Source organism: Gordonia sp. SGD-V-85 (genome assembly GCF_001456905.1).
GTDB lineage: Bacteria > Actinomycetota > Actinomycetes > Mycobacteriales > Mycobacteriaceae > Gordonia > Gordonia hongkongensis.
Window position 1 is genome coordinate 101,728 of the sequence record NZ_LNQO01000014.1, and the last position, 25,911, is coordinate 127,638.

Below are 25,911 nucleotides of genomic sequence, written 5' to 3' on the forward strand. Positions count from 1 at the left end.
CATGTCAGTCGCGGACACCGATCCGACCGCCTTCCGCACGCGTGTCGTCGCCGAGTCCATCCGCTTGTTCAGCGAACACGGATACGAGTCGACGACCGTCGAGCAGCTCGCGGCCGCCGCCGGGATGTCCCGTCGCACGTTCTTCCGGCAGTTCGGGTCCAAGGAAGATGTCATCTTCGCCGACCACGAGTCGCTGCTCGCGCAGGTCGGAGACCGGCTTGCGGCCTCCGACGACGATCCGTGGCTGGCGGTGTGTGCGGCGGCCGAACTGGTCTTCGCCCACTTCGTCCGGGATCGCGAACTCGCGGTTCGGCGCGCACAGGTGGTGCAGGAGGTGCCCGCGCTGCGCGATCGCGAGCTGGTGACGACGTACCGCTACCAGGGTGCGTTCGAGGACTTCCTGCGCGCACGGTTGCCCGGCGAGTCGCCGGTGCGTGTCGTCGCATACGTGGCGGCGGTCACGGGCACTCACAATTTCCTGCTGCGGCAGATGATCCGCGGCGACGCCGAGGCCACCCCCGAACGACTGCGGGACGAGCTGCGACGGGTGGCGATGGCACTCGGTGCCGGGGGCGCCGGCGGCGCGCCGGTCCCGGGGGGCGGGTCGGGCGGACAGGTCACCGTGGTCGCCTATCCGGCCGGGATGTCTCGGTCGGAAGTCGCACGTCGGGTGGCCGAAGAGCTGGGGGAGGACTGATCAGGTGGAGGGCTGCGGGACATCGGCGCCGGTTTCGAGGACAATCGGCGGGGACGGGGACCGCATCGATTGACATGGCACTCAGTGCCGTGCTGAACTGGTTGTCAACATCTGCCGGCACCCCGTGTGCCGGGAACGAACAGGCACTCGCTGTGCCGTGAGGAGTTGTCATGGGCTACGGAAATCCCGACTTCAACGTCTTCGAGCTCCCGGAAGAGCACATCGCGCTGCGCGAGGCGATCCGTGCGCTCTCGGAGAAGGAGATCGAGCCGCACGCCGCAGACGTCGACGAGAACTCGCGGTTCCCGCAGGAGGCGCTCGACGCCCTCGTCGCATCGGGTTTCAACGCCATCCACGTGCCCGAGGAATACGGCGGCCAGGGTGGCGACTCCATCGCCGCCTGCATCGTCATCGAAGAGGTCGCCCGCGTCGACGCATCGTCGTCGCTCATCCCCGCGGTCAACAAGCTCGGCACCATGGGCCTGATCCTCAACGGCTCCGAGGAACTCAAGCAGCAGGTGCTGCCCGGCATCGCCTCCGGTGAGGACATGGCGTCGTACGCCCTGAGCGAGCGCGAGGCCGGTTCGGATGCCGCGGGCATGAAGACCCGCGCCCGTAAGGACGGCAACAACTGGGTCCTCAACGGCTCCAAGTGCTGGATCACCAACGGCGGCAAGTCGAGCTGGTACACCGTGATGGCCGTGACCGACCCGGAGAAGAAGGCCAACGGCATCTCCGCGTTCATGGTCCACAAGGACGACCCCGGCTTCACCGTCGGACCGCTGGAGAAGAAGCTCGGCATCAAGGGTTCGCCGACCGCGGAGCTGTACTTCGAGGACTGCACCATCCCGCTCGACCGCATCATCGGCGACGAGGGCACCGGCTTCAAGACCGCCCTGCAGACCCTCGACCACACCCGCCCGACCATCGGCGCGCAGGCCGTCGGCATCGCGCAGGGCGCGCTCGACCAGGCCATCGCATATGTCAAGGACCGCAAGCAGTTCGGCAAGCCGATCAGCTCGTTCCAGGGCGTCGAGTTCATGATCGCCGACATGGCGATGAAGGTCGAGGCGGCTCGCCTCATGGTCTACACCTCGGCCGCTCGCGCCGAACGCGGCGAGAAGAACCTGGGCTTCATCTCCTCGGCGTCGAAGTGCTTCGCGTCCGACGTCGCGATGGAGGTCACCACCGACGCCGTGCAGCTGTTCGGCGGTGCCGGGTACACCCGCGACTTCCCGGTCGAGCGCATGATGCGCGACGCCAAGATCACCCAGATCTACGAGGGCACCAACCAGATCCAGCGCGTCGTCATGAGCCGCGCGCTCCTGCGCTGATCGCCCCTGAAGCACCACGATCTCGCCCCGTCGGCTTCGGCCGGCGGGGCGAGCTGCGTTCTCGCGGTGCCGTTTCCGTCCCGCTGATGGGATCGAATCAGCGGGACGGAATCGGCGACGCGAGAAGGGTATTCGCGAGGTGCTAGGCGTACGCGGACCGGAACTCGATGCGCGCGCCCTGTTGCCGGGCCGCGTCGCGGAAGTTCTTCATCGCGCGCTCCATGTGAAAGCCGTTGGTCACGATGATCGCGCCGTTGGCGCCCATGTGCTTCAGCATCCGCACCGTGTTCTGGGCGTTCTGCACCGTGGAGGTGGAGGCGCCCTCGTTGACCATCTGCCACATGGGAATTCCACGTCGGATGAGCCCGAGGTTCATGAACTGGGCCTCGGTGACGGGCAGCCAGTGGGTGTCGCCACCGGAGACGATCATGCGGTTGAACGGGTGCTTCTTGCCGAGGTTCGCCGCGACGTCGAGACGACGCTTGAGGACATCCGGAGTTTGCCCGAGAACGCCGAACCTGGCGCCGAGTACGACGATGTACCGGGTCCCCGGACTCTGCCAGAGGAAGTTGCTGTTCGGGGTACCGAGTTCGGAGCTGCCGAGGTCGACGCTGCCGAAATCGGTGCTGATCGCGGCATTCTCGACCTTCGCCACCGGTTCGGAGGGTGCGACGGCGACCGCCACCGAGGCGGCAGTTGCGATTGCGGCCGCGGCTGCCGCGGTCGTGAGGGTTCTACGACGCATGGTGACCGAGTGTAGGGATCAGTACGGTCGTACAGGTATCGGATCGATAACACCTGCATCACTAGTCACACACGTAACACGGTCAAGTGAGCGCGATGTACTTCACCGAGAGGTACTCGTCGATGCCCTCGCTGCCGCCCTCACGGCCGATCCCGGACTGCTTGATGCCACCGAACGGTGCTGCGGCGTCGGAGATCACCCCGCGATTGACCCCGACCATGCCGGAGTCCAGGGCACCCGCGACGCGCATGCAGCGCTCGAGGTCGCGGCTGTAGAAGTACGACGCCAGGCCGTACTCGGTCGAGTTGGCGGCCTCGATGCCCGCGGACTCGTCGTCGAAGGTGCTGATCACCGCGACGGGTCCGAAGATCTCCTCGCGCGTCACCGGCGCGTACGGATCGACGTTGTCGAGAACCGTTGCGGGATAGAAGAAACCCCGGCCTTCCGGACGTTCACCGCCCAGTCGCACACGGGCACCGTCGGCGACGGCCTGCTCGACCGCGTCGGCAACCTTGTCTCGCTGGTCGGCGTTCACCAGCGGCCCCAGGGTCACCCCGTCGTCGTACCCCGGTCCCATCCGGACCTCCGACATCTTCGCCCCCAGCTTCTCGGTGAATTCCTCGGCGACACCGGACTGCACCAGGAACCGATTCGCGGCGGTGCAGGCCTCGCCCCCGTTGCGCATCTTAGCGGCGAACGCGCCTTCGACCGCGGCGTCGACGTCGGCGTCGTCGAAGACCAGGAACGGAGCGTTGCCGCCGAGTTCCATCGACGTGCGCAGGACGCGATCGGCGGCCTGGCCGAGCAGGCTGCGACCCACCGGCGTCGACCCGGTGAAGCTGATCTTGCGGATGCGATCGTCGGTGATCAACGTCGACGACACGTCGCCGCTCGACGTGGTGGGCAGCACCGACAGCACGCCGGGCGGCAAACCGGCTTCGGCGAAGGCCTCGGCCAGAGCCAGCATCGTCAGCGGCGTCTCGCGGGCCGGCTTCACGAGCATCACGTTGCCCGCGGCGAGCGCGGGCCCGATCTTGCGCGTCCCCATTGCGAGCGGGAAGTTCCACGGGGTGATCGCCAGGCACGGCCCGACGGGCTGGTGGGCCACCAGGATGCGCCCGTTGCCGGCCGGCGCCGGACTGAACCGACCGCCGATCCGGACGGCCTCCTCGGCGAACCACCGCAAGAACTCGAGTCCGTACGTCGTCTCCGCCCGGCTGTCGGGGAGGGCGCGGCCCAGCTCGAGGGTCATCAGCATGGCGATGTCGTCGGCGCGATCGGTGAGCAACTGGAAGGTCCGGCGGAGGATCTCGCCGCGCTCCCGTGGTGCGGTGGCCGCCCAGTCCGCCGACGCGGCGACGGCGGAATCGAGAGCGCGGCGGGCATCGGCGACCCCCGCGTCGGCGACCGAGACGAGCGACTCCTCGGTCGCGGCGTCGTAGACCTCGAAGGTCCCGCCGTCGGCTGCGGGTGTGGACCGGCCGTCGATCCAGAGTCCGGTGGGCACGCCGTCGAGCACGGCCTGCGGGTCGAGAATCTCCTTGTCGCTCATGCGCATTCACATCCTCGTGACTCGGTTGCGGGACTCCGCGCGGAGCGGCGATCCCCTCGGCGAACCACGCTACCCGCGTGGGCGGGCGGCCGGCCGGTGGTTGCCGACGGGCTTCACCGGACGCAGGATGGCGGCATGACGGCACGCAGGTTCGACGATCGACGTCCACGGCGGCTCATCCGGTCCGGGCTCGTGCTGCTCGCGGCGGGAGCGGTCCTCGCCGGCTGTGCCCAGTCGACGCAGAACGACGCCCAGTCGACGGAAACACCTGCCCAGTCGACGCAAACGCCTGCCCAGTCGACGGAAAACGACACCCGGTCGACGGAGTACGTGAACCTCGGCGACAGCTTCAGCGCCGGGACCGGCGTGCGGCCACTGGAGGAGGACTCGCCGATCTACTGCCTGCGGTCGTCGAGGAACTACGCGAATGTCGTCGCGGCGGACGAGGACTTCGACCTCACCGACGTCAGCTGCGCGGGCGCCGACACCGACGACTTCCGCGAGTCGCAGCACCAGGGCGTGCCGCCCCAACTCGACGCCCTCGACGGCGACACCGACGTGGTCACGATGATGATCGGCGGCAACGACGAGGAGACCTACGGTCGCGCGATCCGGCTCTGCGGCGAACTGGCCGACTCCGACCGCACCGGCTCGCCGTGCACGGACCGTTACGGACGGGCGCTGATCGAGCCGGTCGCCACCGACATCTATCCCGCCGTGCGGCAGGCCCTGCGCGACGTCCGGGACCGCGCGCCGAACGCGCGCATCCTGCTCGTCGGCTATCCCTGGCTGGTCCCGCCGACGACCGGCTGCTATCCCGAGATGCGACTCGCCGCCGGGGACGTACCGATGATCCGCGAGCTCCAGACCGCGCTCAACACCTACGGGCGGCGCGCGGCGCAGGACGAGGGCGTCGAGTTCGTCGACATGTCACAGGTCTCCGAGGGCCACGACGCGTGTGCCGGCGAGCAGCGCTGGATCGAGCCGATGACCACTCCGGGACCCGGCGCGGTGCACCCCAACGAGGCGGGTCAGGCGGCGATCGCCGACCAGGTGCGCACCGCGCTCGCGAGCTGACCGGGTCCGGTTCGAGCCGGGTCGCACCCCCTCCGACCAGCGAGGATTTGGGTCACCCGGTGCCGTTTGGAACACTGTAGGCCGTGACCCCTTCCGCTGCTGCCACGCCCGCTCCCGGCACGGCCGCCTCCGCCGCGCTGTTCACCCGCGCGACCCAGGCCATCCCGGGCGGCGTCAACTCCCCGGTGCGCGCGTTCTCCGCGGTCGGCGGGACCCCTCGCTTCATCTCCTCGGCGTCCGGATGCCGGCTGACCGACGCCGACGGCAACGACTACGTCGACCTCGTGAGCTCCTGGGGTCCGATGATCCTGGGGCACGCGCACCCGGCCGTCGTCGAGGCGGTGCGTGAGGCGGCCACCGGCGGCCTGTCGTTCGGCGCCCCGACCGAGGCCGAGATCGAACTCGCCGAGGAGATCATCGGCCGCGTCGACCCTGTCGAGCGCGTCCGGCTGGTGAACTCCGGCACCGAGGCGACGATGTCGGCGATCCGGCTGGCCCGCGGCTTCACGGGCCGGTCCAAGATCATCAAGTTCGCCGGCTGCTACCACGGTCACGTCGACGCGCTGCTGGCCGCGGCCGGCTCCGGCGTCGCCACGCTCGGGCTGCCGACGAGCCCCGGCGTCACCGGTGCGTCGGCGCACGACACCCTCGTGCTGCCCTACAACGACCTCACCGCCGTCGCCGACGCCTTCGCCGAGTTCGGCGACGACATCGCGGCCGTCATCACCGAGGCGGCGGCCGGGAACATGGGCGCGGTCGCGCCGGTCGAGGGCTTCAACGCCGGACTCCGCGACCTGACGCGCCGCCACGGCGCGCTGCTGATCATGGACGAGGTCATGACCGGGTTCCGGGTGAGCCCGAGTGGCTGGTACGGACTCGAGGGCGTGGCCGGCGACCTCTACACCTTCGGCAAGGTCATGAGCGGGGGACTGCCCGCGGCGGCGTTCGGTGGCCGCGCGGACGTCATGGAACGTCTCGCGCCGACCGGGCCGGTGTACCAGGCGGGCACGCTGTCGGGGAATCCCGTCGCCGTCGCCGCCGGCCTCGCGACCCTGCGCAACGCCGACGTCGAGGTCTACCGCACGCTCGACGCCAACTCCGACCGCCTCGCGACCCTGCTGCACGAGGCCCTCTCCGCGGCGGGGGTGGCCCACCGCGTACAGAAGGCGGGCAGCCTGCTGAGTGTGTTCTTCACTACCGACCCGGAGATCCCGATCTTCGACTACGACGGCGTCGCCGCCACCGAGACCTGGCGGTTTGCGCCGTTCTTCCACGCCCTGCTCGAACGCGGCGTGTACGCGCCGCCGAGCGCCTACGAAGCCTGGTTTGTGTCCGCGGCGCTGGACGAGGATGCTTTCTCGCAGATCGCCGATGCGCTGCCCGCGGCAGCGCAGGCGGCCGCGACCGCAGCCACCCCGGGGGACAACGCCTGATGCACACGATCGTCCACATGATGCGCCACGGAGAGGTCGACAACCCCGACGGCATCCTCTACGGCCGTCTCCCCGGCTTCCGCCTCTCCGGCGACGGCCAGGCACAAGCCCGCAAGGTCGCCGACACCCTCGCCGACCACGACGTCAAGGCCGTGTTCGCCTCGCCGCTGCAGCGCGCGCAGGAGACCGCCACCCCGATCGCTGCCGCGCACGGCGTCCCGATCCTCACCAACGACGACCTCATCGAGGCCGACAACGTCTTCGAGGGTCTCAAGGTCTCCGTCGGCGACGGCGCGCTGAGCAAGCCCCGACACTGGCCCAAACTGCGCGACCCGTTCACCCCCTCCTGGGGCGAGCCCTACATCCAGCTCGCACACCGCATGCTGGCCGCCGCGAACAAGGCCCGCGACGCCGCCCGCGGTCACGAAGCCGTCTGCGTCAGCCACCAGCTGCCCGTATACACCCTGCGCCGGTTCCTCGAAGGTCAGCGACTCTGGCACGACCCGCGTCGCCGGCAGTGCTCGCTGGCCTCGCTGACCAGCCTCATCTACGACGACGACGCCCTCGTCGACATCATCTACTCCGAGCCGGCCGGGTCCTCGGACCCACTGGCCACCGGTGCGTGAAGAAAGCCTGACGTAGTGCGCAAGTTCCTCCTGCCGACGATGTTGTCGGCCCTGATCCTGCTGGTCGCCGGATGCAGCACCGGCGACGACGCGGTCGCGCAGGGGAACACCTTCCAGTTCGTTTCACCGGGCGGGCAGACCGTCATCACCTACGCGCCCGACGAGCGCAAGCCGATCGCCGAACTCGCCGGCGAGGACCTGGTCACCGAACAGCCGCTGTCGCTGTCCGATCCGCGATTCGCGGACAAGGTCGTCGTCGTCAACGTGTGGGGTTCGTGGTGCGGACCCTGCCGCGGTGAGGCCGACGACCTCGAGCGCGTCTACGAACGCAACCGAGCCGACGGGGTGGAATTCCTCGGTATCAACCTGCGCGACGACCGGGAGTCGGCCAAGGACTTCGTGCTCGACCGCAAGGTCGGGTTCCCGTCGATCTACGACTTCCCGGGGATGTCACTGGCCGCTCTGACCACGCCCACCTCGGTGGTGCCGACGACGATCGTCCTCGATCGGCAGCACCGGCCGGCGGCGGTGTTCCTCAAGGCGGTCTCCGACAACGAGCTCGACGAGGTCGTCAAGCGCGTCGCGGCCGAGCCGGCGGGGTCGATGTGATGGACCCGTTCACCCAGGCTTCGACCACCCTGGTGCTCGCCTCCTCGATCGGCGACACGTTCGCCGACACCGTCTCCAGCGGACCGCTGCTGCTCGCCTTCGCCGCCTGCCTGCTCGCCGGGCTCGTGTCCTTCGCCTCCCCGTGCGTCGTGCCCCTCGTCCCGGGCTACCTGTCCTACCTCGCGGGTCTCGTCGGGGCCGAGGCGCCCGCGGTGAAGGTGGGGGAGAGCGCCAAGAGCGGCCGGTCGCGGGTCGCGCTGGCCGCCGGCCTGTTCGTCCTCGGCTTCACCGTCGTCTTCGTCGCCGCCACCGCCACCGTCCTCGGCGTGACCAGCACCTTCGTCTTGAATCGCGAACTGCTGCAACGCATCGGCGGGGTCGTGACCATCGCCATGGGCCTGGTGTTCATCGGCCTCATCCCGGCGTTGCAGCGCGAGGTCCGCTTCGAACCGCGGCGGGTCTCCAACATCGTCGGGGCGCCGCTGCTCGGAGCGGTCTTCGCACTCGGCTGGACGCCGTGCCTCGGGCCGACGCTGGCCGCGGTGATCGCCACCGTCAGCGGGACCGAGGGGTCGACGGCGGCCAAGGGCGTGACCCTCATCGTCGCGTACTGCCTCGGCCTGGGCCTGCCCTTCGTGATCCTGGCCTTCTCCTCGGCCTGGGCCCTGCGCAGTCTCGGCTGGCTCCGCCGGAACGCCCGCACGATCCAGGTGATCGGGGGCGTCCTGCTGATCGGGGTCGGCGTCGCCCTCCTGACCGGCTGGTGGGACCAGTTCATCGTCTGGGTCCAGGTCCGCTTCGTCACCGACACCCAACTACCGATCTGAGTGCTGTCCTGATGACCGATGTGACCGACCGCCCGCAGGTGGACACCCCCGAGCCGGCCCCGAAGCCCCACTGGGCCCGCCGCCGGGTGCTGTGGCCACTACGCAACCTGTGGCGTTCGCTGACCTCGATGCGGACCGCGCTGATCCTGCTCTTCCTGCTCGCCCTCGCCGCGATCCCCGGTGCCCTGCTCCCGCAGCGCGAGCTCAACGAGCAGAAGACCCTGGAGTACATCGCCGCACGCGGTCAGCTCGGCGTGTGGATGGACCGCCTGCAGCTCTTCGACGTCTTCTCCAGCGCCTGGTTCACCGCGATCTACGTCCTGCTGTTCATCTCCCTCGTCGGCTGCCTGACGCCGCGCATGGTCGAGCACTTCCACAGCCTGCGCGCGAAACCCGTTGCCGCACCGCGCAACCTGTCGCGCTTGCCGCGGCACGTGACCCACACCGTCGACGGGGATCCGGAGACGGTCGCCCGACGGATCGACGCCCGGTTGCGCGGGTGGCGTCGCGAGGTCGTGGTCCGCGAGCCGAGCAAGGCGTATCCGGACGGGTGCGTCGAGGTCTCGGCGGAGAAGGGCTACCTGCGCGAGTTCGGCAACCTGGTGTTCCACTTCGCGCTGCTGGCGCTGCTGGTGTCGATCGCGTTGGGCAAGATGTACGGCTACGAGGGCACCCGCAGCCTCGTCGCCGACGGCGAACAGGGACTGTGCAACACCTCGACCGCCGTCTACGACTCGTTCCGCGCCGGCAACCTGGTCGACGGCACCGACCTGTCGCCGTTCTGCTTCCGCGTCGACGACTTCTCGGCGACCTTCCTGCCCAGCGGTCAGCCCGACATGTACGACGCCACCATCCGGTACGCCGCGGGCAGTGACGGCAGCGTGGGCAACCTCGGCGATCCCGCCGGCTGGGACACCGCGTCGGTGCGCGTCAACGAACCGCTTCGCGTCGCGGGCGACCGGGTCTACGTCCTCGGCAACGGTTTCGCGCCGACGTTCACGGTGACCTTTCCCAACGGGGAGAAGCGCACGCAGACCACCCCGTTCGTGCCGGACGAGCTCCAGACGATGCTCTCGTCGGGCGCGGCACGCTTCGACACCCCGGCGGGCCTGTACCCCGACGCCGACGACCGCCGGAAGAACCAGATCGCGCTGGAGGGCCTGTTCGCGCCCACCGCGTCGTTCCACGGCTCGCTGCTGACGTCGTCGTCGCCGACCCCCGACGACCCCTTCGTCGCGATCCGGATCTTCAAGGGCGACACCGGTCTGGACACCGGCAGACCGCAGAACGTCTACTCGCTCGACCAGGACCTCATCGAACAGGGCCGCCTCCAACGTCAGGCGCAGGTCAACCTCGCGGTCGGCCAGAGCCACACCCTCGCCGACGGCACGACGGTGACCTTCGACGGCTACGAGCGGTGGGTGTCGGTCCAGGTCTCGCACGACCCCGCCCAGATCTGGGTGCTGGTGAGCTCGATCGTCATGCTCGGCGGTCTGCTGGTGTCGCTGCTGATCCGCCGCCGCCGCATCTGGGCCCGACTGGTCCCGGTGCCGGCCGTGAGCGCTCGTGCCGACGGCGATGGCCAGGACACCGATGGCCCGCACACTGGGCAACGACGTACTGTAGTAGAAATCGCCGGGCTGGCGCGTACCGATCAGGCCGGTTGGGGTGAGGGCTTCGACGAGCAGGCGGCCGAGTTGGTGGCCGACGACGCCGACGGACCTGCCTCGCGGCGGACGACCCGGCGGCTCTAGCGGCCGGCGAAAGGAAGCACATGAACACCGACGCTCCGGCGATGCCGATCGACGAGACTCTCGCGCGGTACTCGGACCTGCTCTACGGCACGGCCATGACGGTCTACGTCGTCGCGGTCATTCTGTTCCTGGGCGCCCTCGCCGCGGTCCGCGGACGACGCCTCGAGCAGAAGCAGCTGGTCAACGCCGGGGTGAACGGAACCGACACGCGGGTGCCCGGGCGGGTCGACGAGTCGTCGCGCCGGACCCCGGGCGAGAAGCTCGGCAACATGGCGCTCCCGGTCGTCGTCGTCGGCCTCGCCGCGCACATCGGTTCGATCGTGCTCCGCGGCATCGCGACCGACCGTGCGCCCTGGGGCAACATGTACGAGTTCATCTCGATGACGTGTGCCGCGGGCGTGCTCGCCGCCCTGATCATCCTGCGCAAGCGCGAGCACCGCCCGCTGCTCTCGTTCGTGCTGTTGCCCGTCATCCTGCTGATGTTCATCGCCGGCCGCTGGCTCTACACCCAGGCCGCACCCGTCGTCCCGGCCCTGAAGTCCTACTGGCTGGCCGTGCACGTCTCGATCATCTCGGTGTCCTCGGGCATCCTGCTGGTGTCCGGTGTGGCGAGCATCCTCTATCTGGTCAAGATGCGCTGGGCTCCGACCTCGTCCGACGACTCCGCCACGGCCGCGACCCGTCCGGGTCTGGGCGGCGCGGTCCGTCGGGTCGTCGACCATCTGCCGTCCGTCGAGCAGCTCGACCGCCTGGCCTACAAGTGCGTCGTGATCGGCTTCCCGCTGTTCGGCCTCGGGGTGATCTGCGGTGCCATCTGGGCCGAGGCGGCCTGGGGCCGATTCTGGGGCTGGGACCCCAAGGAGACGGTGTCCTTCATCGCCTGGGTGATCTACGCGGCCTACCTGCACGCACGCGCGACGGCGGGCTGGCGCAGCAATGCCGCGGCCTGGATCAACGTCGCCGGATTCGTGGCGATGCTGTTCAACCTGTTCATCATCAACCTGGTCGTCTCGGGACTGCACTCGTACGCCGGTCTGTGAGGACCGCCCGGTCGTGAGGCGCGCCGGCGGAAACCGTCAGCCGGACGCCTCGCTCGGGGAGTTCTCCTCGGCCCGCTTGGCGATCGCCTGGGCCTTGACCAGTTTGAGCAGGTCGATGAGTGCGTCGATGGTGTCCGGGCACAGCGAACCCATGTCGATGCCGGACAGGTGACTCCCGGTGACCTGGAGCATCTCGACGTAATTCTGTTGCTGCCGAACGCGTTCGAGGTCTTCGTCGGGGTTGGACAGGAAGTAGGTGACGCTGACGTCGAAGGCGCGGGCGATGGCCTCGACGGTGCGGAATGACGGCGTGCGGGCCTTGCCGGTGCGTAGCTGGGAGATGTACGCGTCGGACAGCGAGTAGCCGAGACGGTTGGCCTTCTCGGCGATCTTCTTGCCGGTATATCGGATGCCGTTCTCGTCACGGCTGTGTTCGAAGAGGTATCCGATCTTCTCGGCGAAGCTCAGGTCGTCATCGGTCGACGCCCCTCGCGGAGATCGTCCCGGGTTCAACGGCGCCTTCTCTCGGTCCGGCCATCGGGGAGTCGATGGTGAAGTGGACAATACCCTACCCACGGGTATGTTCCGCAGAGACGTTCTGAACCTGGTCGCAGCTTTTCGGCCGCGCGTCACGCCTCAGATCTCATCACCGTCGGTGCCGTTGGTGCCGCGGGTGCGATTGTCCAGGTCGCGCAGGAAATCGGGGTCGTCGTCGGGGCCGAGCGGGCCGCGGGGACGGGATCGACGCGGGCCGGGCGAAGGGGTGTCGCCGGACTCGTCGGAGTGGGGTCCGAAGGCGCGCCACATGAGGAAACCGATGGCCAGCAGACCCAGAACGGCGAACAGATAGATCATGACAACCTCCCGACGACCAGCGTACGTGAGACGCCTGAGAGGTCAGGGCGAAAGCCGACCTGACCCGCACTTCTCCACTGATCGGATGAGGTCCGGCCGGGCGTCGGGTCGTCGGGAGAACCACAGGGCCGTCGGGTCAGTGGGCGCGGCGGTTGAGCAAGGCTACGACGTCCTCCTCGCGGAAGCGTCGGTGGCCGCCCGGGGTGCGGATCGAGCCGAGGATGCCGGAGCTCGCCCAGCGGGCGACCGTCTTGGGATTCACGTTGAACATCGCGGCGACCTGGCCGGGGGTCAACGTGTGCTGGCTGGCCAGTCCCGGCGTGATGTAGGTCGTGGGCGGTGCGGTCTCGATGCTGGTCATGATTCCCCCTGTGCGTGTTGGAGTGCTCGGTCGGTGCGCCGAGATGGCGAAGCGGCTCTGCACGGTGGTGGACGAGTTCCTTATGAATACACGCAAATCGCCCAGGTACTCGAACCGTCAGTGGGAGGTAAAGAGCATGCAAAGGCCCGCGACCTGCGGGAGCGCCGAGACCGCCCAGTACGCTGAGGGGGTGAGTGAAACGCCCGACCCCACCCCCGGCAAGAAGGCCACGCCCGACGCGGCCACCCGCGAGACCACGGCCGGCGACGCCACGCCGCAGGCGGGTGGTCGCCCGATGACCCTGGCGTTCGCCCTGTTCGCATACACGTTCGCGCGTCTGCTGCTCGTCACCGCGGTCGTGGTGATCATCATGGTCGGCGGCAACCTGGTCGGCGTCGAGGTGCCGTTCCTCGTGGCGGCGGTGTTCGGGGTGCTGATCGCGCTCCCGCTCGGCATGGTCCTCTTCAAGACCCTGCGTCTGAAGGTCAACAGCGAGATCGCGGCACTGGAGGCCGGTCGCCGTTCCAAGCACGACGACCTGCAGGCCCGGCTCCGCGGCGAGAAGTGAGTTCGGCGACCCGTGGAACCCACGCGAGTCGTCGACCGTCGCGCTGATCGGGCCTGGACCCGGAACGCCGTCCGCCTCATCGAGGCCGACGGCCGGCGCAGTGCCGACACCCATCTCCTCCGCGTCGCGCTGCCCGCATGGTCCCGTTGGACCGTCGCCGACGGCGACACGAGCCGCGAGGTCGGCGTGGACCTCTATGTCAAGGACGAGTCGACCCATCCGACGGGGTCGCTGAAGCACCGGCTCGCGCGCTCGCTGTTCCTCTATGCGCTGTGCAACGGGTGGGTCGTCGAGGGCACGCCGGTGATCGAGGCGTCGTCGGGGTCGACGGCGGTGAGCGAGGCCTACTTCGCCGAGCTGATCGGCGTCCCGTTCATCGCGGTGATGGCACGGAGCACGTCCCCGGCGAAGACGGCACTCATCGAACGCCACGGCGGGCGGTGTCATTTCGTCGAGCACCCCGGTGAGGTCTATGCCGAGGCGTTGCGTCTCGAGTCCGAACTCGGTGGCCACTTCATCGACCAGTTCACGATGGCCGAACGGGCCACCGATTGGCGCGGCAACAACAACATCGCCGAGTCGATCTTCGCCCAGCTGGCCGAGGAGGAACACCCGATCCCCACCTGGATCGTCGTGGGGGCGGGTACCGGCGGTACATCGGCGACCCTCGGACGGTATGTGCGCTACCGGCGCCACGACACCTGGCTGGCCGTCGTCGACCCGGAGAACTCGGTGTTCCTGCCGGCCTACGCGTCGGCGGACGGCACGCTGACCGCCCAGACCGGCTCGCGCATCGAGGGCATCGGCCGGCCGCGGGTCGAGCCGTCGTTCATCTCGCAGGTCATCGACCGCATGATCGGGGTGCCCGATGCGGCGTCGATCGCGACCGCGCGGCGCGTGAGCGACCTCCTGGGTCGTCGGGTCGGTGGCTCCACCGGCACCAACATGTGGGGGGCCTTCTCGCTCGTCGCCGAGATGGTCGCCGCGCGCACGCCCGGCAGCATCGTCACCCTGTTGTGTGACTCGGGTGACCGGTACGCGACGACCTACTTCGACGACGACTGGCTCGCCGCCGGTTCGTTCGACCTCGGCCCCGCCGAGACGGTGCTCGACCAGTTCCTCGCCACCGGTCGCTGGACCGCCTGAGACCCGGGCCGGTCGCCGCGGGTGGGTTACGATCCGGGAGTGTCGATGGAACCCGGGCGGACGCCCGGCACCGGAAGTGCCCTGGTGGAAGCGGTCGATCTGGTGCGCGAGTACCAGATGGGCGAGGAACGGGTTCGCGCCCTCGACGGTCTGAACCTGTCCATCGACGGCGGTCAGTTCGTCTCGGTGGTCGGCCCGTCGGGAGCGGGCAAGAGCACCCTGCTGCACGTACTCGGAGCTCTCGACACCCCGACGTCGGGCCGGATCAGCATCGACGGTGTCGACCTCGGGGCACTCGACGACACCGCCGCCTCCGAGTTCCGGCGCAACCGCGTCGGGTTCATCTTCCAGTTCTTCAACCTCGTGCCGACGATGTCGGCGTGGGAGAACGTCGCGCTGCCGCGACTGCTCGACAACCAGTCGCTCCGCAAGGCGAAACCCCGTGCCGTGGAACTGCTTGCGCGGGTCGGACTCGGCGACCGGGTCGACCATCGGCCCTCGGAGCTGTCCGGCGGCCAGATGCAGCGCGTCGCGATCGCCCGCTCGCTCATCATGGACCCGACGATCCTGCTCGCCGACGAACCGACCGGCAACCTGGACTCCAAGACGGGTGAGGCGGTACTCGAACTGCTCTCCGAGGTCGCCCACGACACCCCCGATCGGCTGGTGGTGATGGTGACCCACGACCCGAAGGCCGCCGCGGTCGCCGACACCACCATCACGGTCCGCGACGGGAAGATCGCCTAGTGGCGCGACGGGGTTCTCGGGCCGCCGCCCTAGCCGCCGGTCTGACCCGCATCCGCCTGCTGAACCTGCGCGAGATCCGTACCCACCGGCTGCGCCTGCTCACCTCGCTGGCGGTGGTGGTCGTGTCGTCGGCGTTGCTGATCGCGGTGCTCGGGACCTACGGGTCGGCGTCGGAGTCGGTGCGGGACTTCAACAATGCGGTGTCGGGGGTCGCCGACATCGAGGTCGCCGGCATCACCGACACCGGCGTCGACGAGTCGCTGGCCGGCGAGATCCGTCGCGACGTCGACGCGGCGGCGGCCGTCGTGCCGATGATCCGCGGGTCGGTCGTCGTCGACGGTTCGGCCGTGCCGCTGCTCGGCTCCGATCAACGCGTCACCCAGCTCTCGGGCAGTCTGCGCGGCGCCCTGCAGCAGGGGCAGGCCGGGACCGGTCCGGGGACCGTCGACCTGGACCGACTGCGCACCGGCGTGTTCGTCGGCCCGGGACTCGGGCTCGACCGCGGAGACCGATTGACCGTCAACGGGATCGAGGTCGAGGTCCTCGAGGTCGTCGGCAACGAGCAGGCCGCCGGTCTCAACAACGGCCGCTTTCTCTTCGCCTACGTCGACCTCGCGCAGCGGCTCGTCGGACTCGAGGGCCGGCTCGACTCGATCCTCATCGTGACCGAGCCCGGCGCCGATCTGTCCGCCGTGCGCTCGCAGGTGCAGGGCATCGTGGACGGCCGCGCGGTGGTGGTCGATCCGGACTTCCGCGCCAAGCAGGCCGAGGTCGCGAGTTCGGTGACCCGCGATGCGACCCTGCTGGTCTCGCTCGTGTCGCTGGTGATCGCCGCCTTCCTGGTGTTCAACACGATGAACATGGCGGTGGCGTCGCGGCGGAGGTCGCTGGCGATGATCCGGGCGTTGGGCGCCAAGCGGTCTCACCTCGTCGGGGACATGCTCGGCGAGGCCGCGCTGATGGGTTTCGTCGGCGGCGTACTCGGCATCCCCCTCGGAATCCTGGCCGGGCGGGCGGTGATCAGCAGCCTGCCCGAACCCCCGGCCGATTCCGTCGGCACCGTCATCAACTACCACCTGCCCGGGTACGCGCCCGCGGCGGCGGTGATCGCCTGCGTGGTCGCGTGTGTCGCGGCGACGACGCTGGCCGCGCGGGCGGTGTTCGCGGTCTCGCCGGTGGAGGCGATGGCTCCGGTCGAGGTGTCGGACTCCGCCGCGCGGCGTGGTCCCGCGGTGGTGATCGCCGCGGTGCTCGGGGTCGCCGGCCTGATCGCGTCGTGGGTGGTCGTGGCAACCGTGCCGGGCCGCCCGGCCATCGTGGCCGGCGTCTTCTATCTGGTCGGCGCGCTGCTGCTGTGCTTCGCGCTGTCGAAACCGCTGGCCTGGGCGGTGGTTCGGGTGGCGCGCTGGTTCGGTGGCCCCGGACAGCTCGCCTCGGTGAACAGCGAGCGCGCCCCGCGGCGCGCGTGGGCGACGCTGATGACGGTCGCGGTGGCCATCGCGGTCGGCATGGGGACGTCGGGAGCACTGGACAACCTCGTCTCGTCGATGTCGAAATCGCTCGACGGACTGGGGGATCCGGACTTCTACGTGTCGTCGACGTCGGCCGCGAGCCTGCCCCTGGGTCCGATCCTGCCGCCCTCGGTGGCCGAACGCGTTGCGGCGGTTCCCGGGGTCACCGAGGTCGTCGGTGGTCAGTGGGCCGCGGTCAACATCGGCGAGAGCAAAGCGAATGTGCAAGGGCTCGAGCCGGGTTCGCGCGCACCGTTCATGCGCAAGGCGTCGCCGGAAGCGGTGGCGAGCGTCCTCGCCGGCGACGGCATCCTGATGTCGAACGTGCTGGCCCGCGCATTGGGCGTGGGCACGGGCGACACGGTGGAACTCGCGACCCCCAACGGTCCGCGGCAGACGGTCGTGCGCGACACCGTCGACTATGTCTCCCTCGACTCCGGTGTGGCGGCCATGTCGCAGGAGTTGCTGGGGGAGTGGTTCGATCGCGACGGCGACACCTACCTGCAGGTGATCACCTCGCCCGATGCCGACCCGGAGCAGGTCCGCCGGGACCTCGAGGCGCTCGTCGACGGCGTCCCGACGACGGGCAACAAGCCCATCAGTGTCTACAGCGGTGCCGAGGCCCTCGCGGCCACCCAGGCCACTGTCGAGCAGGCGGGCGCGTTCGCGGTCGCCATCCAGTGGATCGTCGCCGGTGCGGCCGCGATCGCACTGCTCAACACGCTGCTGCTGTCGGTCCTCGAACGACGCCGCGAACTGGGCGTCCTGCGGGCGATGGGGGCCTCCCGCCGGTTCGTCTCGCGGACGGTGCTCGCCGAGGCGGGAGCGGTCGCCCTGGTCGGGTCGGTCCTCGGCGTCGCCCTCGGTGCCGCCATGCATCTGCTCAGCAACCAGATCCTGACCATCACGACGTCCCTGACGGTGCTGTACTCGCCACGGCCGTCGGCCCTGCTCTTCGTGACCATCGCCGTGGCTCTCTGCCTGATCGGTGCGTTCGTCCCCGCGGTCCGGGCCGGGCGGATGAACATCAGCGAGTCGATCCAGAACGAGTAGTCCGCTCGCGGCGGCGCGATCGAATCAGATGTGCCATGCCCCGCTTGTCAATAATTCTTGACATAGCGGAGATGTCAACATAACCTGACATCATGCACGACGACCACAGCACCGACACCGCACCCGACGCATCGAGCGCCGAGCTGGCCGGAGACGCCGCGAGCGGCGATCCGGCGAGGGGCCTGGCCGCGGTACGCGCCCTGCGCACCCTGGCCGACCGGCTCGAGGACGTGCAGGTGGCCAACGCCCGTGCCCACGGGTGGAGCTGGCAGGCGATCGCAGAAGTGCTGCAGATCAGCCGACAGGCCGTGCATCAGAAGCACTCACAACGTGAGGCCCGCGCGAGTGGGCCAGAAGGAGACACAGATGTTCGAGCGAATCAGTCGCGATGACAAGATGCTGCTGGCTTTCGCCACGCAGGAGGCCGGCGACCTGGGTCACCGGCAACTCGGCAATGACCACCTGATCCTGGGCATGCTCTGCAACGCCCGCAGCCCGTTGTTCGCGCTGCTGGCCGATCAGGGGTTGACGCTGACGTCGGCCCGGGAGGTGGTCCGGAAGTACCACGGCGAGCACGCGGAACGGTCCGACACCGCGGAGACCGCCGACGACGAGTCGGCCCGCGAACGCTACGAGGAGGATCGAAAAGCCCTGCGCAGCATCGGAATCGACCTCGACAAGGTCCGGGAAGCGGTGCGCGGTCGCTTCGGTGAGGACCTGTCCGATGGCTGGGGCGAGCGTGCCGAGCGCGGCCCCCGAGGACGTGGTCACGGGCGTCGGGGGCACCGGCACCATGGTCGCGGTCGCGGACCCCGGCCGGATTGCGGCCCACAGGGTCTCGGGCCAGAGGGTTTCGGACCAGAGGGTTTCGGACCGGAGGGTTTCGGCCCAGGTGGTTTCGGGCCAGGAGGTTTCGGGCTGGGTGGTTTCGGACCGGGCGGACCGTTCGGCGGCGAGGGGCCCTGGGAGCCGGGTCGCGGCCGGCGCGGACCGCGGGGCCGGGGCGCCCGTCCGCGTTTCGCGAACGACACCCGGACGGTGTTCGGCCGGGCCATGGAGATCGCGCGGGAACGGGGTGACCGGCGCCTCCGCGCGGAGTACCTGTTGCTGGGCATCATCGACACCGCCGACGACGCGTCGCGGGCGCTGATCGAATCCGCCACCACGGCCGACGAACTCCGCGCCGCGGTCGTGGCGAGCCTGCCCGACGTCGAGGCGCAGGTCTGATCGTCGGCGCAGGTCTGGCGTCGAGGTCCGTCAGGTGAGCGCGAGCGCGACCGCCGTGACGACCGCCCAGGCGAGCATCGCCTTCCCGGTCGTCCCGATCGACGGGATCAGTCCCGGTCCGGCCGCCCCGGTCCGGACCGGGGCGTAGGCCTGCCACAGCAGCGGGAACGTCACCAGTCCGAGCAGCGCCCAGGGGGTCGCGAAGGCCAGGACCACGCTGATCGCGAGCGGGGTCAGGAGAAGCACGGCGAACAGAAACCGGGTCCGGGCGTCACCGAGTCGCACGGCGAGGGTGATCTTGCCGGATTCGGTGTCGCTGGGGATGTCTCGGAGGTTGTTGACGACCAGCACGCTGCTCGAGATCGCACCGATCCCGATCGCGCCGGCCAGTCCGACCCAATCGATGCGACCGGCGGAGACGAACTGGGTGCCGAGGACGGCCACGAGCCCGAAGAAGGTGAACACCGCGACCTCGCCCCAGCCGGCGTAGCCGTATGGGCGTTTGCCGCCGGTGTAGAACCAGGCGCCGGCGATGCAGATCGCGCCGACCAGCACGAGCCACCACGCCGTCGCGATGGCGAGGACGAGCCCGCAGACCGCGCCGATCCCGAAGCACAGGAACGCGGCGGTCTTCACGGCCTTCGGCGAGGCGGCGCCCGACCCGACCAGGCGCATCGGACCGACCCGGTCGTCGTCGGTCCCCCGCACGCCGTCGGAGTAGTCGTTGGCGAAGTTCACGCCGATGATGAACGCGACGGCCACCGCCAGCGCGAGTACGGACTTCCACCATGTGACGTCGCCGGAGTGCAGCGCCGCGCCGACACCGACCACGACCGGCGCGATCGCGTTGGGGAGCGTGCGCGGACGAGCGCCCTGGATCCACTGCGAGGGGGTAGCCACGGGGTTCATCGTGTCACGGCCGCGCGCGCGAGTCGGCGGCTGCCCGGCAGGTGTGAAACTTCGTAGCGCCTGGCGCGACGACACACTACATCTGCGGCGACCGTCGAGCGATGGAACCGGTTGCGGCGCAGGTGCGTCTGAAGGTCATGCATCTTCCGCCGGACTTTCGGGCGCTCGCCCTCGAGCAGGACGGCGTGTTCACCGCTGCCGATGCCCGCGAACACGGCATCAACCGGTCGGCGGTGCACCGTCGGGTGCGGGCCGGCGAGTGGGTATCGGTGCATCCTCGTGTCTATCGGCTCGCCGACCACCCCGAGACCGACCGCACGCGAATCCGGACCGCGACGCTGGCCGTCGGCACTCACGGGGTCCTCTCGGGACTCGCTGCCGCATGGTGGCATGGGATCGTCGAAGCCCCACCCGCCTTGCCCACGGTCACCGCTCTCCGCGGCCGCCACGGTCATCCGGTGACGGGAGTCCGGATTCTCAACCGCGCTCTCGCCGACGCCGACGTGCTGACCCGGGACGGGCTACCGGTCACCGGGGTCGCGTTGTCGGTTTTGGAGGGTGCGGTAGAGGGCGGCATCGAGGTCATCGATTCCGCGCTGCAGCAGCGGCGCACCACGGTCGAGCGTCTCGTCGAGGCCTACGAGCGGCGACGCCGTTGCGTCGGCGCGGCGGACATGGGTCCGATGGTCGAGCTGCTGGAATCGGGTGCGCGGTCGGCCGCCGAGCGGCTCGCTGTCACGATCCTCCGGACCGCGGGTATCGAAGGGTGGGTGGCGAACCATCCGGCCTGCGGGTACGAGATCGACTTCGCCTTCCTCGACCGGATGGTGGCGGTGGAGATCGACGGGTTCGCTTTCCACCGCGACGCGGAGACGTTTCAGCGCGACCGTACCCGACGCAATGCGCTCATCGCGGCGGGTTGGACGGTGCTGAACTACACCTGGGGTGACCTCCGCGACCGAGCGGACTACGTCGCTACGTCGATCTCCCAGGCACTTGCGACCGCCGCCTGAACTGCAGCTGTCGCACATCGTTGCGCCAGGCGCGACGACACACTACATCTGCGCACCGAAGCGGGCCCGCAACGCGCGTCGGTCGTACTTGCCGGGTCCGCGGAGGGGGAGGGCGTCGAGTTCGACGACCCGCCGGGGGGCCGCGTACTTGTCGAGCCGCTCGGTGACCGAACCGCGAATCCGGTTGACGTCGACGCGTTCTCCGGGACGGACGACGACGAACGCGGTGACCGCCTCGCCGAGCCGGTCGTCGGGGAGTCCGACGACGACGCATTCGGCAACCGCCGGGTCGTCGGCGATCACGGCCTCGACGACCTGCGGTACGACGGTCAGCCCGCCGGTCGAGATGGCCTCGTCGGCGCGGCCGACGATCGAGAGCAGCCCGGCGTCGTCGACGCGGCCGAGGTCGTCGGTGCGGAACCAGCCCGGCTCGGCGAAGGCCGGATGGTCGGGCAGATTGCGATAGCCGGAGGCGACGACCGGACCGCCGAGCAGTACGCGCCCCACCCCGTCGGGTGCCGGATCGGCGATGCGGGCCGCGACGCCGTCGAGGGGTCGCCCGTCGTAGACGCACCCTCCGGCGGTCTCGCTCATCCCGTATGTCGCGACGACCGGCAGACCCTCGTCGACCGCTCTGTCCCACAACGGTTTCGGGGTCGCCGCACCGCCGACGAGGATGGCGTCGAGCTCCCGCGAGGCGGCGGTCGCGGCGGGCTGGTCGAGAACCTTGACGAGCTGGGTGGGCACCAGCGAGGTGTATCGCCGCGGACCCTCGAAGTCGCGTACGGCGCGGGCGTAGACCTCGGGATCGAAACCGGCCCGCATGTCCAGGACAACCGGCGTCTGCCCGGCGGTCAGCGCGCGGAGCAGGACCTGCAGGCCGGCGATGTGGTGCGGTGCCAGCGCCAGCAGCCAATTGCCCGGCCCGCCCAGATGGTCGGCGGTGGCCCGCGACGACGCGGCGAGGGCCGCCGGAGAGTGTTGCGCGCCCTTGGGGGTGCCCGTCGACCCCGACGTCGAGACGACGAGGGACACGGGGTCGTCGATCGGTGCGTCGACCTGCAGCGCCGAGGCGAGTTCGGCTGCGGCGCGGGCGTCGTCGGGCACGGGCAGGAAGGCCGAGGAACCGTCGAGGATCGCCCGGAGGTCGTCGACGTGGTCGAGCACGGCGGCGGTCGACGGCAGCGGCAGGGTTCGCAGGGTCCTCAGGGCAGGTCCCCATCGGTCGGACCGTCCCCATCGGGATCGGGCTCGTCGCTGAACGGCCATCCGCGGGCGACGAGGTGTGCGCGTACCCGCGCGATGTCGTCCTCGTGCGGCAGTTCATGGGTGTAGTGGGTGATCTTCACCGCCGCGTCGATCCGCGATATCGGTTCGGGTGGCGGCGGGGACTCGCGGGCCAGCTCCGCCGACACCTGGCTCACCTCGTCGTCGGTAAGCTGCCGGCGCAGCAACGCCACGAGCGGTATGTAGTCGTTGTGCGGGACGCCGTCGGGGTAGCCGGCGCGCAACCACTCCACGACCTTCTGCAGAAGTGTCGGGCGGTCCACGGGGTGTCTCCGATCAGAAGCGGGGACGATCACTTGTAGCCGAACGGGAAGATCTTGACGCCGGTGTAGTAGAAGATCGTCTGCCGGGTGATCCAGAGGATCCCGACGACGATCACCAGGATGACGACGCCGAAGATGAGATACGCCACGGGCTTCAGCGCGGGATGCGGATCGGAGGTCGTTTCGTCGGCGGCAACGGAACCGTCGGCGAGGGACCGCAGACGCAACCCGACTGCGAACAGCGCGGGCAGTCCCGCTCCCAGGACCAGTCCGACGATGAGGACTTTGCCGATGGCCTCGAACGTCTCCATTCTCAGGCGCTCCTCTCCGGGTCGTGCTGCACGATGATCTCGGCCGGGATGACCGGTGGCAGCGGGAGGGTCGTGTCGTCCGTCTCGGTGGCGACCGCTTCCTCCCACTCCTCGCCCGCGAGGGCCTCGCCCTCCCAGGCGTCGTTGACGTTCTCGTGGTCGACCTTGTTCTCCTGCGCGCGCCAGTACATGTAGCCCGACGCGACGACCAGGATCGCGAAGATGATGAGGGCCCCGGTGACGTCTTCGAACAGGTGCGCGAGGAAGTAGCAGGCGGCACCGACCGCGCCGGCGGCGGGCAGGGTCGTCACCCAGGCGACGGCCATCCGGCCGGCGACCGACCAGCGGACCTGGGCGCCTTTGCGGCCGACCCCCGAACCCAGGATGGAGCCGGTCGCGACCTGGGTGGTCGAGAGCGCCATGCCCGCGGCACTCGAGGTGAGGATGATGGCGGCCGACGACGCCTCGGCGGCCATGCCCTGCGGCGAGGTGATCTCGACGAGTCCCTTGCCGAGGGTGCGGATGATCCGCCAGCCGCCCAGGTAGGTGCCGATCGCGATGGCGGCGGCGCAGCTGAACACCACCCAGAAGGGGAGTCCGTGGCTGACGCTCGACGCCTCGAGGTGTCCGGTGGCGATGAGGGCCATCGCGATGACACCCATCGTCTTCTGGGCGTCTCCGGTGCCGTGGGCCAGCGAGACCAGCGATGCGGTGGCGACCTGCCCGTAGCGGAAGCCGTCCTCCTTCTGCCGGTCGGCGATCCGGCGGGTGATCGCGAAGACCAGCCAGGTTCCGCACGCCGCGACCAGACAGGCGATGACCGGTGCGGCCAGCGCGGGGATGAGGATCTTGGAGGTGATCCCGGACCAGTTGATCCCGCTGACACCGATCGCGGCCAGACCCGAACCGATCAGCCCGCCGAACAGGGCGTGGGACGAACTCGAGGGCAGCCCGAAAAGCCAGGTGAAGAGATTCCACAGGATGCCGCCGATCAGGCCCGCGAAGATGATGAGCAGCGCCGTCGTCGCCGACAGTCCGGCCACCAGCTCCCCGGCGTCGGGTCCCGAGGTCTGCTGGATGTTCAGCACGTCCTTGGTGATGGTCGCCGCGACCTCCACGGACAGGAAGGCGCCGACCAGGTTGAGCACCGCCGACAGCCCGACCGCGACCTTCGGCTTCAGGGCGCCGGTGGCGATCGACGTCGCCATCGCGTTGCCGGTGTCGTGGAAGCCGTTGGTGAAGTCGAAGCCGAGGGCTGTGACCACCAACAGCACCAGGATCAGCATCTCGCCGCTCATGGTGACGATTGTGGGACCTACCGCCCTCATTTACCTAAACATCGGGCACAGTTCCGGTGCGCGGGGTCCCCGGCCGGGGCCGACCTATCGAACGTTCAACAGACCCTCGGAAACCGGTCGCCGCTGTGGAAGAATCCGTCGGCATGACATCGATGAAGCTGGGCATGCCGATCAACTACGCGGGCGACTTCCGCGAGACCATCAACAACCTCGCGGACTTCGAAGCCGCGGGCGTGCAGCGCATCGCGGTTCCGGAGGCCTACAGCTTCGACGCCGTCTCGCAGCTGGGGTACATCGCGGCCAAGACCGAGACGATGGAACTGCAGACCGCGATCCTGCCGATGTACTCGCGGACGCCCACCAACCTGGCGATGACCGCGGCCGGCCTCGACTACATCAGCGGCGGTCGCGCGGTGCTCGGTATCGGCGCATCCGGTCCGCAGGTGATCGAGGGATTCCACGGCGTCAAGTACGACTACCCGCTGGGACGCGCCCGCGAGCACGCCGAGATCTGCCGGATGGTCTGGCGCCGCGAGAAACTGAACTACCAGGGCAAGCACTACACGTTGCCGCTCGACGAGGAGCATGGCGGCTCGGGACTGGGCAAGTCCCTGAAGATCATCAATCACCCCGTACGCGACAACATCCCGTTGCTCCTCGCCGCCATCGGCCCGAAGAAAATCGAGTTGGCCGCGGAGATGTTCGACGAGCTGCAGCCGATCCTGTTCCACCCCGAGCAGATCGACGCGGCCTTCGGTGAGTCGCTGGCGGCGGGCAAGGCCAAGCGCGATCCGTCGCTGGGGGATCTGGGCATCGTCGTCCAGGCCACCGCCCGCATCTCCGACGACGCCGAGCAGATCGACAACGCCAAGCAGCTCGTGCGCCATCATGCCGCCCTGTACATCGGCGGGATGGGCGCCCGTGGGAAGAACTTCTACAACCAGCTCGCCATCCGCTACGGCTACACCGACGAGGCGAAGCTGATCCAGGACCTCTACCTCGACGGCAAGAAGATGGAGGCCGCCGCCGCGGTCCCCGAGGACCTCGTCACGTCGATGTCGCTGATCGGTTCCAAGGCCCAGGTGGCCGAGCGGGTCGCGGCGTTCCGGGAGGCCGGTGTCACGTGCATCCTGGCCTCGCCCACCGCGCCGACCCACGCCGAGCGCGTCACCGAGGTCGAGCACCTGCGCGACATCTTCGGGGGCTGATCGCGCGATCGGCGATTGTTGTCCGGAAAACGACGGCCCGTGTACGCACGGCCGTCGTTTTCCTTTCTCGGTCATTTGCTCCTCGGGTGCAATTCCGAGACATTTCACTACACTTCGACGATGTTCTGCCGACCGTGAATTCGGGTGTGCATTCACGGTGTTTCCGAATCCCGTCGCAGGTCGCGCGAAATACCATTCCGTTCACATCGATTAGCGTCAGTAACGGCGTTCCCCCCGAGTTGTGAGGCGACAACCCGTCCCATAGGCTCTTGTCATCCGCTCGGCCCGCATCGGTTTCACGCCGAGCGGCCGTCGCGATGACAGTGTCGGGAAATGGCCGTTCGCCCCGGTGACGCGTCGATGATGAGAATCACCACGCGACCGGCGGCAACGGATCGGCGTGACAAGAGGACGGCACATGGTGGGTGGTGAGGCAAGGCGTTGAATTCGACGACGCCCG

27 protein-coding genes are annotated in these 25,911 nt (G+C 69.2%); 17 read left to right on the forward strand and 10 right to left on the reverse strand.

What is annotated here, in order from left to right:
• Position 1: 1 nt before the first annotated feature.
• On the forward strand, positions 2 to 697 hold the full coding sequence (locus tag AS181_RS16560; RefSeq protein WP_058252654.1) for a TetR family transcriptional regulator: 696 nt from the start codon (positions 2 to 4) through the stop codon (positions 695 to 697).
• 170 nt (positions 698 to 867) lie between these two features.
• Complete coding sequence (locus AS181_RS16565; RefSeq protein ID WP_058252655.1) at positions 868 to 2,031, forward strand: acyl-CoA dehydrogenase; 1,164 nt, start codon at positions 868 to 870, stop codon at positions 2,029 to 2,031.
• A gap of 142 nt (positions 2,032 to 2,173) precedes the next feature.
• On the opposite strand, the gene AS181_RS16570 is transcribed toward AS181_RS16565, so the two are convergent.
• Complete coding sequence (locus AS181_RS16570) at positions 2,174 to 2,776, reverse strand: YdcF family protein (RefSeq protein WP_058252656.1); 603 nt, start codon at positions 2,774 to 2,776, stop codon at positions 2,174 to 2,176.
• Between the two features lie 82 nt (positions 2,777 to 2,858).
• The gene (locus AS181_RS16575; RefSeq protein ID WP_058252684.1) at positions 2,859 to 4,328 is read right to left on the reverse strand and encodes an NAD-dependent succinate-semialdehyde dehydrogenase; all 1,470 of its coding nucleotides are present in this window, start codon (positions 4,326 to 4,328) and stop codon (positions 2,859 to 2,861) included.
• Positions 4,329 to 4,463: 135 nt separating this feature from the next.
• Here AS181_RS16575 and AS181_RS16580 point away from each other — a divergent pair, with 135 nt between their 5' ends.
• The 7 genes from AS181_RS16580 to ccsB all read left to right on the forward strand — a co-directional run bounded on the left by AS181_RS16580 (position 4,464) and on the right by ccsB (position 11,694).
• A complete protein-coding gene (locus AS181_RS16580; RefSeq protein ID WP_058252657.1) occupies positions 4,464 to 5,405 on the forward strand; it encodes an SGNH/GDSL hydrolase family protein in 942 nt (313 codons plus the stop codon).
• 83 nt (positions 5,406 to 5,488) lie between these two features.
• Positions 5,489 to 6,838 carry a glutamate-1-semialdehyde 2,1-aminomutase gene (gene hemL, locus AS181_RS16585; protein WP_058252658.1) on the forward strand — a complete coding sequence of 450 codons (1,350 nt, stop codon included), beginning with the start codon at positions 5,489 to 5,491 and terminating at the stop codon, positions 6,836 to 6,838.
• Positions 6,838 to 7,464 carry a histidine phosphatase family protein gene (locus tag AS181_RS16590; protein WP_058252659.1) on the forward strand — a complete coding sequence of 209 codons (627 nt, stop codon included), beginning with the start codon at positions 6,838 to 6,840 and terminating at the stop codon, positions 7,462 to 7,464. The genes hemL and AS181_RS16590 overlap by 1 nt, the downstream gene beginning before the upstream one ends.
• 15 nt (positions 7,465 to 7,479) lie before the next feature.
• Positions 7,480 to 8,073 carry a TlpA family protein disulfide reductase gene (locus tag AS181_RS16595; protein WP_058252660.1) on the forward strand — a complete coding sequence of 198 codons (594 nt, stop codon included), beginning with the start codon at positions 7,480 to 7,482 and terminating at the stop codon, positions 8,071 to 8,073.
• The gene (locus AS181_RS16600) at positions 8,073 to 8,900 is read left to right on the forward strand and encodes a cytochrome c biogenesis CcdA family protein (protein WP_058252661.1); all 828 of its coding nucleotides are present in this window, start codon (positions 8,073 to 8,075) and stop codon (positions 8,898 to 8,900) included. Before AS181_RS16595 ends, AS181_RS16600 begins: the two co-directional genes overlap by 1 nt.
• 11 nt (positions 8,901 to 8,911) lie before the next feature.
• Complete coding sequence (gene resB, locus AS181_RS16605; RefSeq protein ID WP_058252662.1) at positions 8,912 to 10,654, forward strand: cytochrome c biogenesis protein ResB; 1,743 nt, start codon at positions 8,912 to 8,914, stop codon at positions 10,652 to 10,654.
• 20 nt (positions 10,655 to 10,674) lie between these two features.
• A complete protein-coding gene (gene ccsB / locus AS181_RS16610) occupies positions 10,675 to 11,694 on the forward strand; it encodes a c-type cytochrome biogenesis protein CcsB (protein WP_058252663.1) in 1,020 nt (339 codons plus the stop codon).
• A gap of 36 nt (positions 11,695 to 11,730) precedes the next feature.
• On the opposite strand, the gene AS181_RS16615 is transcribed toward ccsB, so the two are convergent.
• From AS181_RS16615 to AS181_RS16625, 3 genes are all read right to left on the reverse strand, one after another.
• The gene (locus AS181_RS16615; protein ID WP_058252664.1) at positions 11,731 to 12,207 is read right to left on the reverse strand and encodes a helix-turn-helix domain-containing protein; all 477 of its coding nucleotides are present in this window, start codon (positions 12,205 to 12,207) and stop codon (positions 11,731 to 11,733) included.
• 123 nt (positions 12,208 to 12,330) lie between these two features.
• Complete coding sequence (locus AS181_RS16620) at positions 12,331 to 12,549, reverse strand: hypothetical protein (RefSeq protein WP_058252665.1); 219 nt, start codon at positions 12,547 to 12,549, stop codon at positions 12,331 to 12,333.
• Positions 12,550 to 12,685: 136 nt separating this feature from the next.
• Complete coding sequence (locus tag AS181_RS16625) at positions 12,686 to 12,910, reverse strand: BldC family transcriptional regulator (RefSeq protein ID WP_058252666.1); 225 nt, start codon at positions 12,908 to 12,910, stop codon at positions 12,686 to 12,688.
• Between the two features lie 190 nt (positions 12,911 to 13,100).
• Here AS181_RS16625 and AS181_RS25435 point away from each other — a divergent pair, with 190 nt between their 5' ends.
• From AS181_RS25435 to AS181_RS16655, 6 genes are all read left to right on the forward strand, one after another.
• Positions 13,101 to 13,478, forward strand: a complete 378-nt coding sequence (locus AS181_RS25435) for a DUF4229 domain-containing protein (RefSeq protein WP_058252667.1) — start codon at positions 13,101 to 13,103, stop codon at positions 13,476 to 13,478.
• 12 nt (positions 13,479 to 13,490) lie between these two features.
• Positions 13,491 to 14,624: a PLP-dependent cysteine synthase family protein gene (locus tag AS181_RS16635; RefSeq protein ID WP_058252668.1), complete on the forward strand. Its 1,134-nt coding sequence runs from the start codon at positions 13,491 to 13,493 to the stop codon at positions 14,622 to 14,624.
• Positions 14,625 to 14,669: 45 nt separating this feature from the next.
• Positions 14,670 to 15,371, forward strand: coding sequence for an ABC transporter ATP-binding protein (locus tag AS181_RS16640; protein WP_058252685.1), 702 nt, complete (start codon positions 14,670 to 14,672; stop codon positions 15,369 to 15,371).
• Positions 15,371 to 17,935 carry an FtsX-like permease family protein gene (locus AS181_RS16645; RefSeq protein WP_058252669.1) on the forward strand — a complete coding sequence of 855 codons (2,565 nt, stop codon included), beginning with the start codon at positions 15,371 to 15,373 and terminating at the stop codon, positions 17,933 to 17,935. The genes AS181_RS16640 and AS181_RS16645 overlap by 1 nt, the downstream gene beginning before the upstream one ends.
• A 92-nt stretch (positions 17,936 to 18,027) precedes the next feature.
• On the forward strand, positions 18,028 to 18,327 hold the full coding sequence (locus AS181_RS16650) for a hypothetical protein (protein ID WP_058252670.1): 300 nt from the start codon (positions 18,028 to 18,030) through the stop codon (positions 18,325 to 18,327).
• Positions 18,302 to 19,162 carry a Clp protease N-terminal domain-containing protein gene (locus tag AS181_RS16655; protein ID WP_058252671.1) on the forward strand — a complete coding sequence of 287 codons (861 nt, stop codon included), beginning with the start codon at positions 18,302 to 18,304 and terminating at the stop codon, positions 19,160 to 19,162. The genes AS181_RS16650 and AS181_RS16655 overlap by 26 nt, the downstream gene beginning before the upstream one ends.
• A gap of 30 nt (positions 19,163 to 19,192) precedes the next feature.
• On the opposite strand, the gene AS181_RS16660 is transcribed toward AS181_RS16655, so the two are convergent.
• The gene (locus tag AS181_RS16660; protein ID WP_058252686.1) at positions 19,193 to 20,062 is read right to left on the reverse strand and encodes a 1,4-dihydroxy-2-naphthoate polyprenyltransferase; all 870 of its coding nucleotides are present in this window, start codon (positions 20,060 to 20,062) and stop codon (positions 19,193 to 19,195) included.
• Between the two features lie 146 nt (positions 20,063 to 20,208).
• Between AS181_RS16660 and AS181_RS16665 the strand changes: the two genes are divergently transcribed.
• On the forward strand, positions 20,209 to 21,084 hold the full coding sequence (locus AS181_RS16665) for a type IV toxin-antitoxin system AbiEi family antitoxin domain-containing protein (RefSeq protein ID WP_058252687.1): 876 nt from the start codon (positions 20,209 to 20,211) through the stop codon (positions 21,082 to 21,084).
• 42 nt (positions 21,085 to 21,126) lie between these two features.
• On the opposite strand, the gene menE is transcribed toward AS181_RS16665, so the two are convergent.
• The 4 genes from menE to AS181_RS16685 are packed head-to-tail and all read right to left on the reverse strand — an operon-like array spanning position 21,127 to position 24,243.
• On the reverse strand, positions 21,127 to 22,251 hold the full coding sequence (gene menE / locus AS181_RS16670) for an o-succinylbenzoate--CoA ligase (protein ID WP_420871667.1): 1,125 nt from the start codon (positions 22,249 to 22,251) through the stop codon (positions 21,127 to 21,129).
• Between the two features lie 38 nt (positions 22,252 to 22,289).
• On the reverse strand, positions 22,290 to 22,634 hold the full coding sequence (locus tag AS181_RS16675; RefSeq protein ID WP_058252672.1) for a DUF3349 domain-containing protein: 345 nt from the start codon (positions 22,632 to 22,634) through the stop codon (positions 22,290 to 22,292).
• Positions 22,635 to 22,663: 29 nt separating this feature from the next.
• Complete coding sequence (locus AS181_RS16680) at positions 22,664 to 22,945, reverse strand: hypothetical protein (protein WP_058252673.1); 282 nt, start codon at positions 22,943 to 22,945, stop codon at positions 22,664 to 22,666.
• A 2-nt stretch (positions 22,946 to 22,947) separates the two neighbouring features.
• Positions 22,948 to 24,243 (reverse strand): inorganic phosphate transporter, encoded by a 1,296-nt coding sequence (locus AS181_RS16685; protein ID WP_058252674.1) that lies wholly within the window; start codon positions 24,241 to 24,243, stop codon positions 22,948 to 22,950.
• Positions 24,244 to 24,386: 143 nt separating this feature from the next.
• On the opposite strand from AS181_RS16685, the gene AS181_RS16690 reads away from it, so the two are divergent.
• Positions 24,387 to 25,451, forward strand: coding sequence for an LLM class F420-dependent oxidoreductase (locus AS181_RS16690; protein WP_058252689.1), 1,065 nt, complete (start codon positions 24,387 to 24,389; stop codon positions 25,449 to 25,451).
• Positions 25,452 to 25,911: the final 460 nt, after the last annotated feature.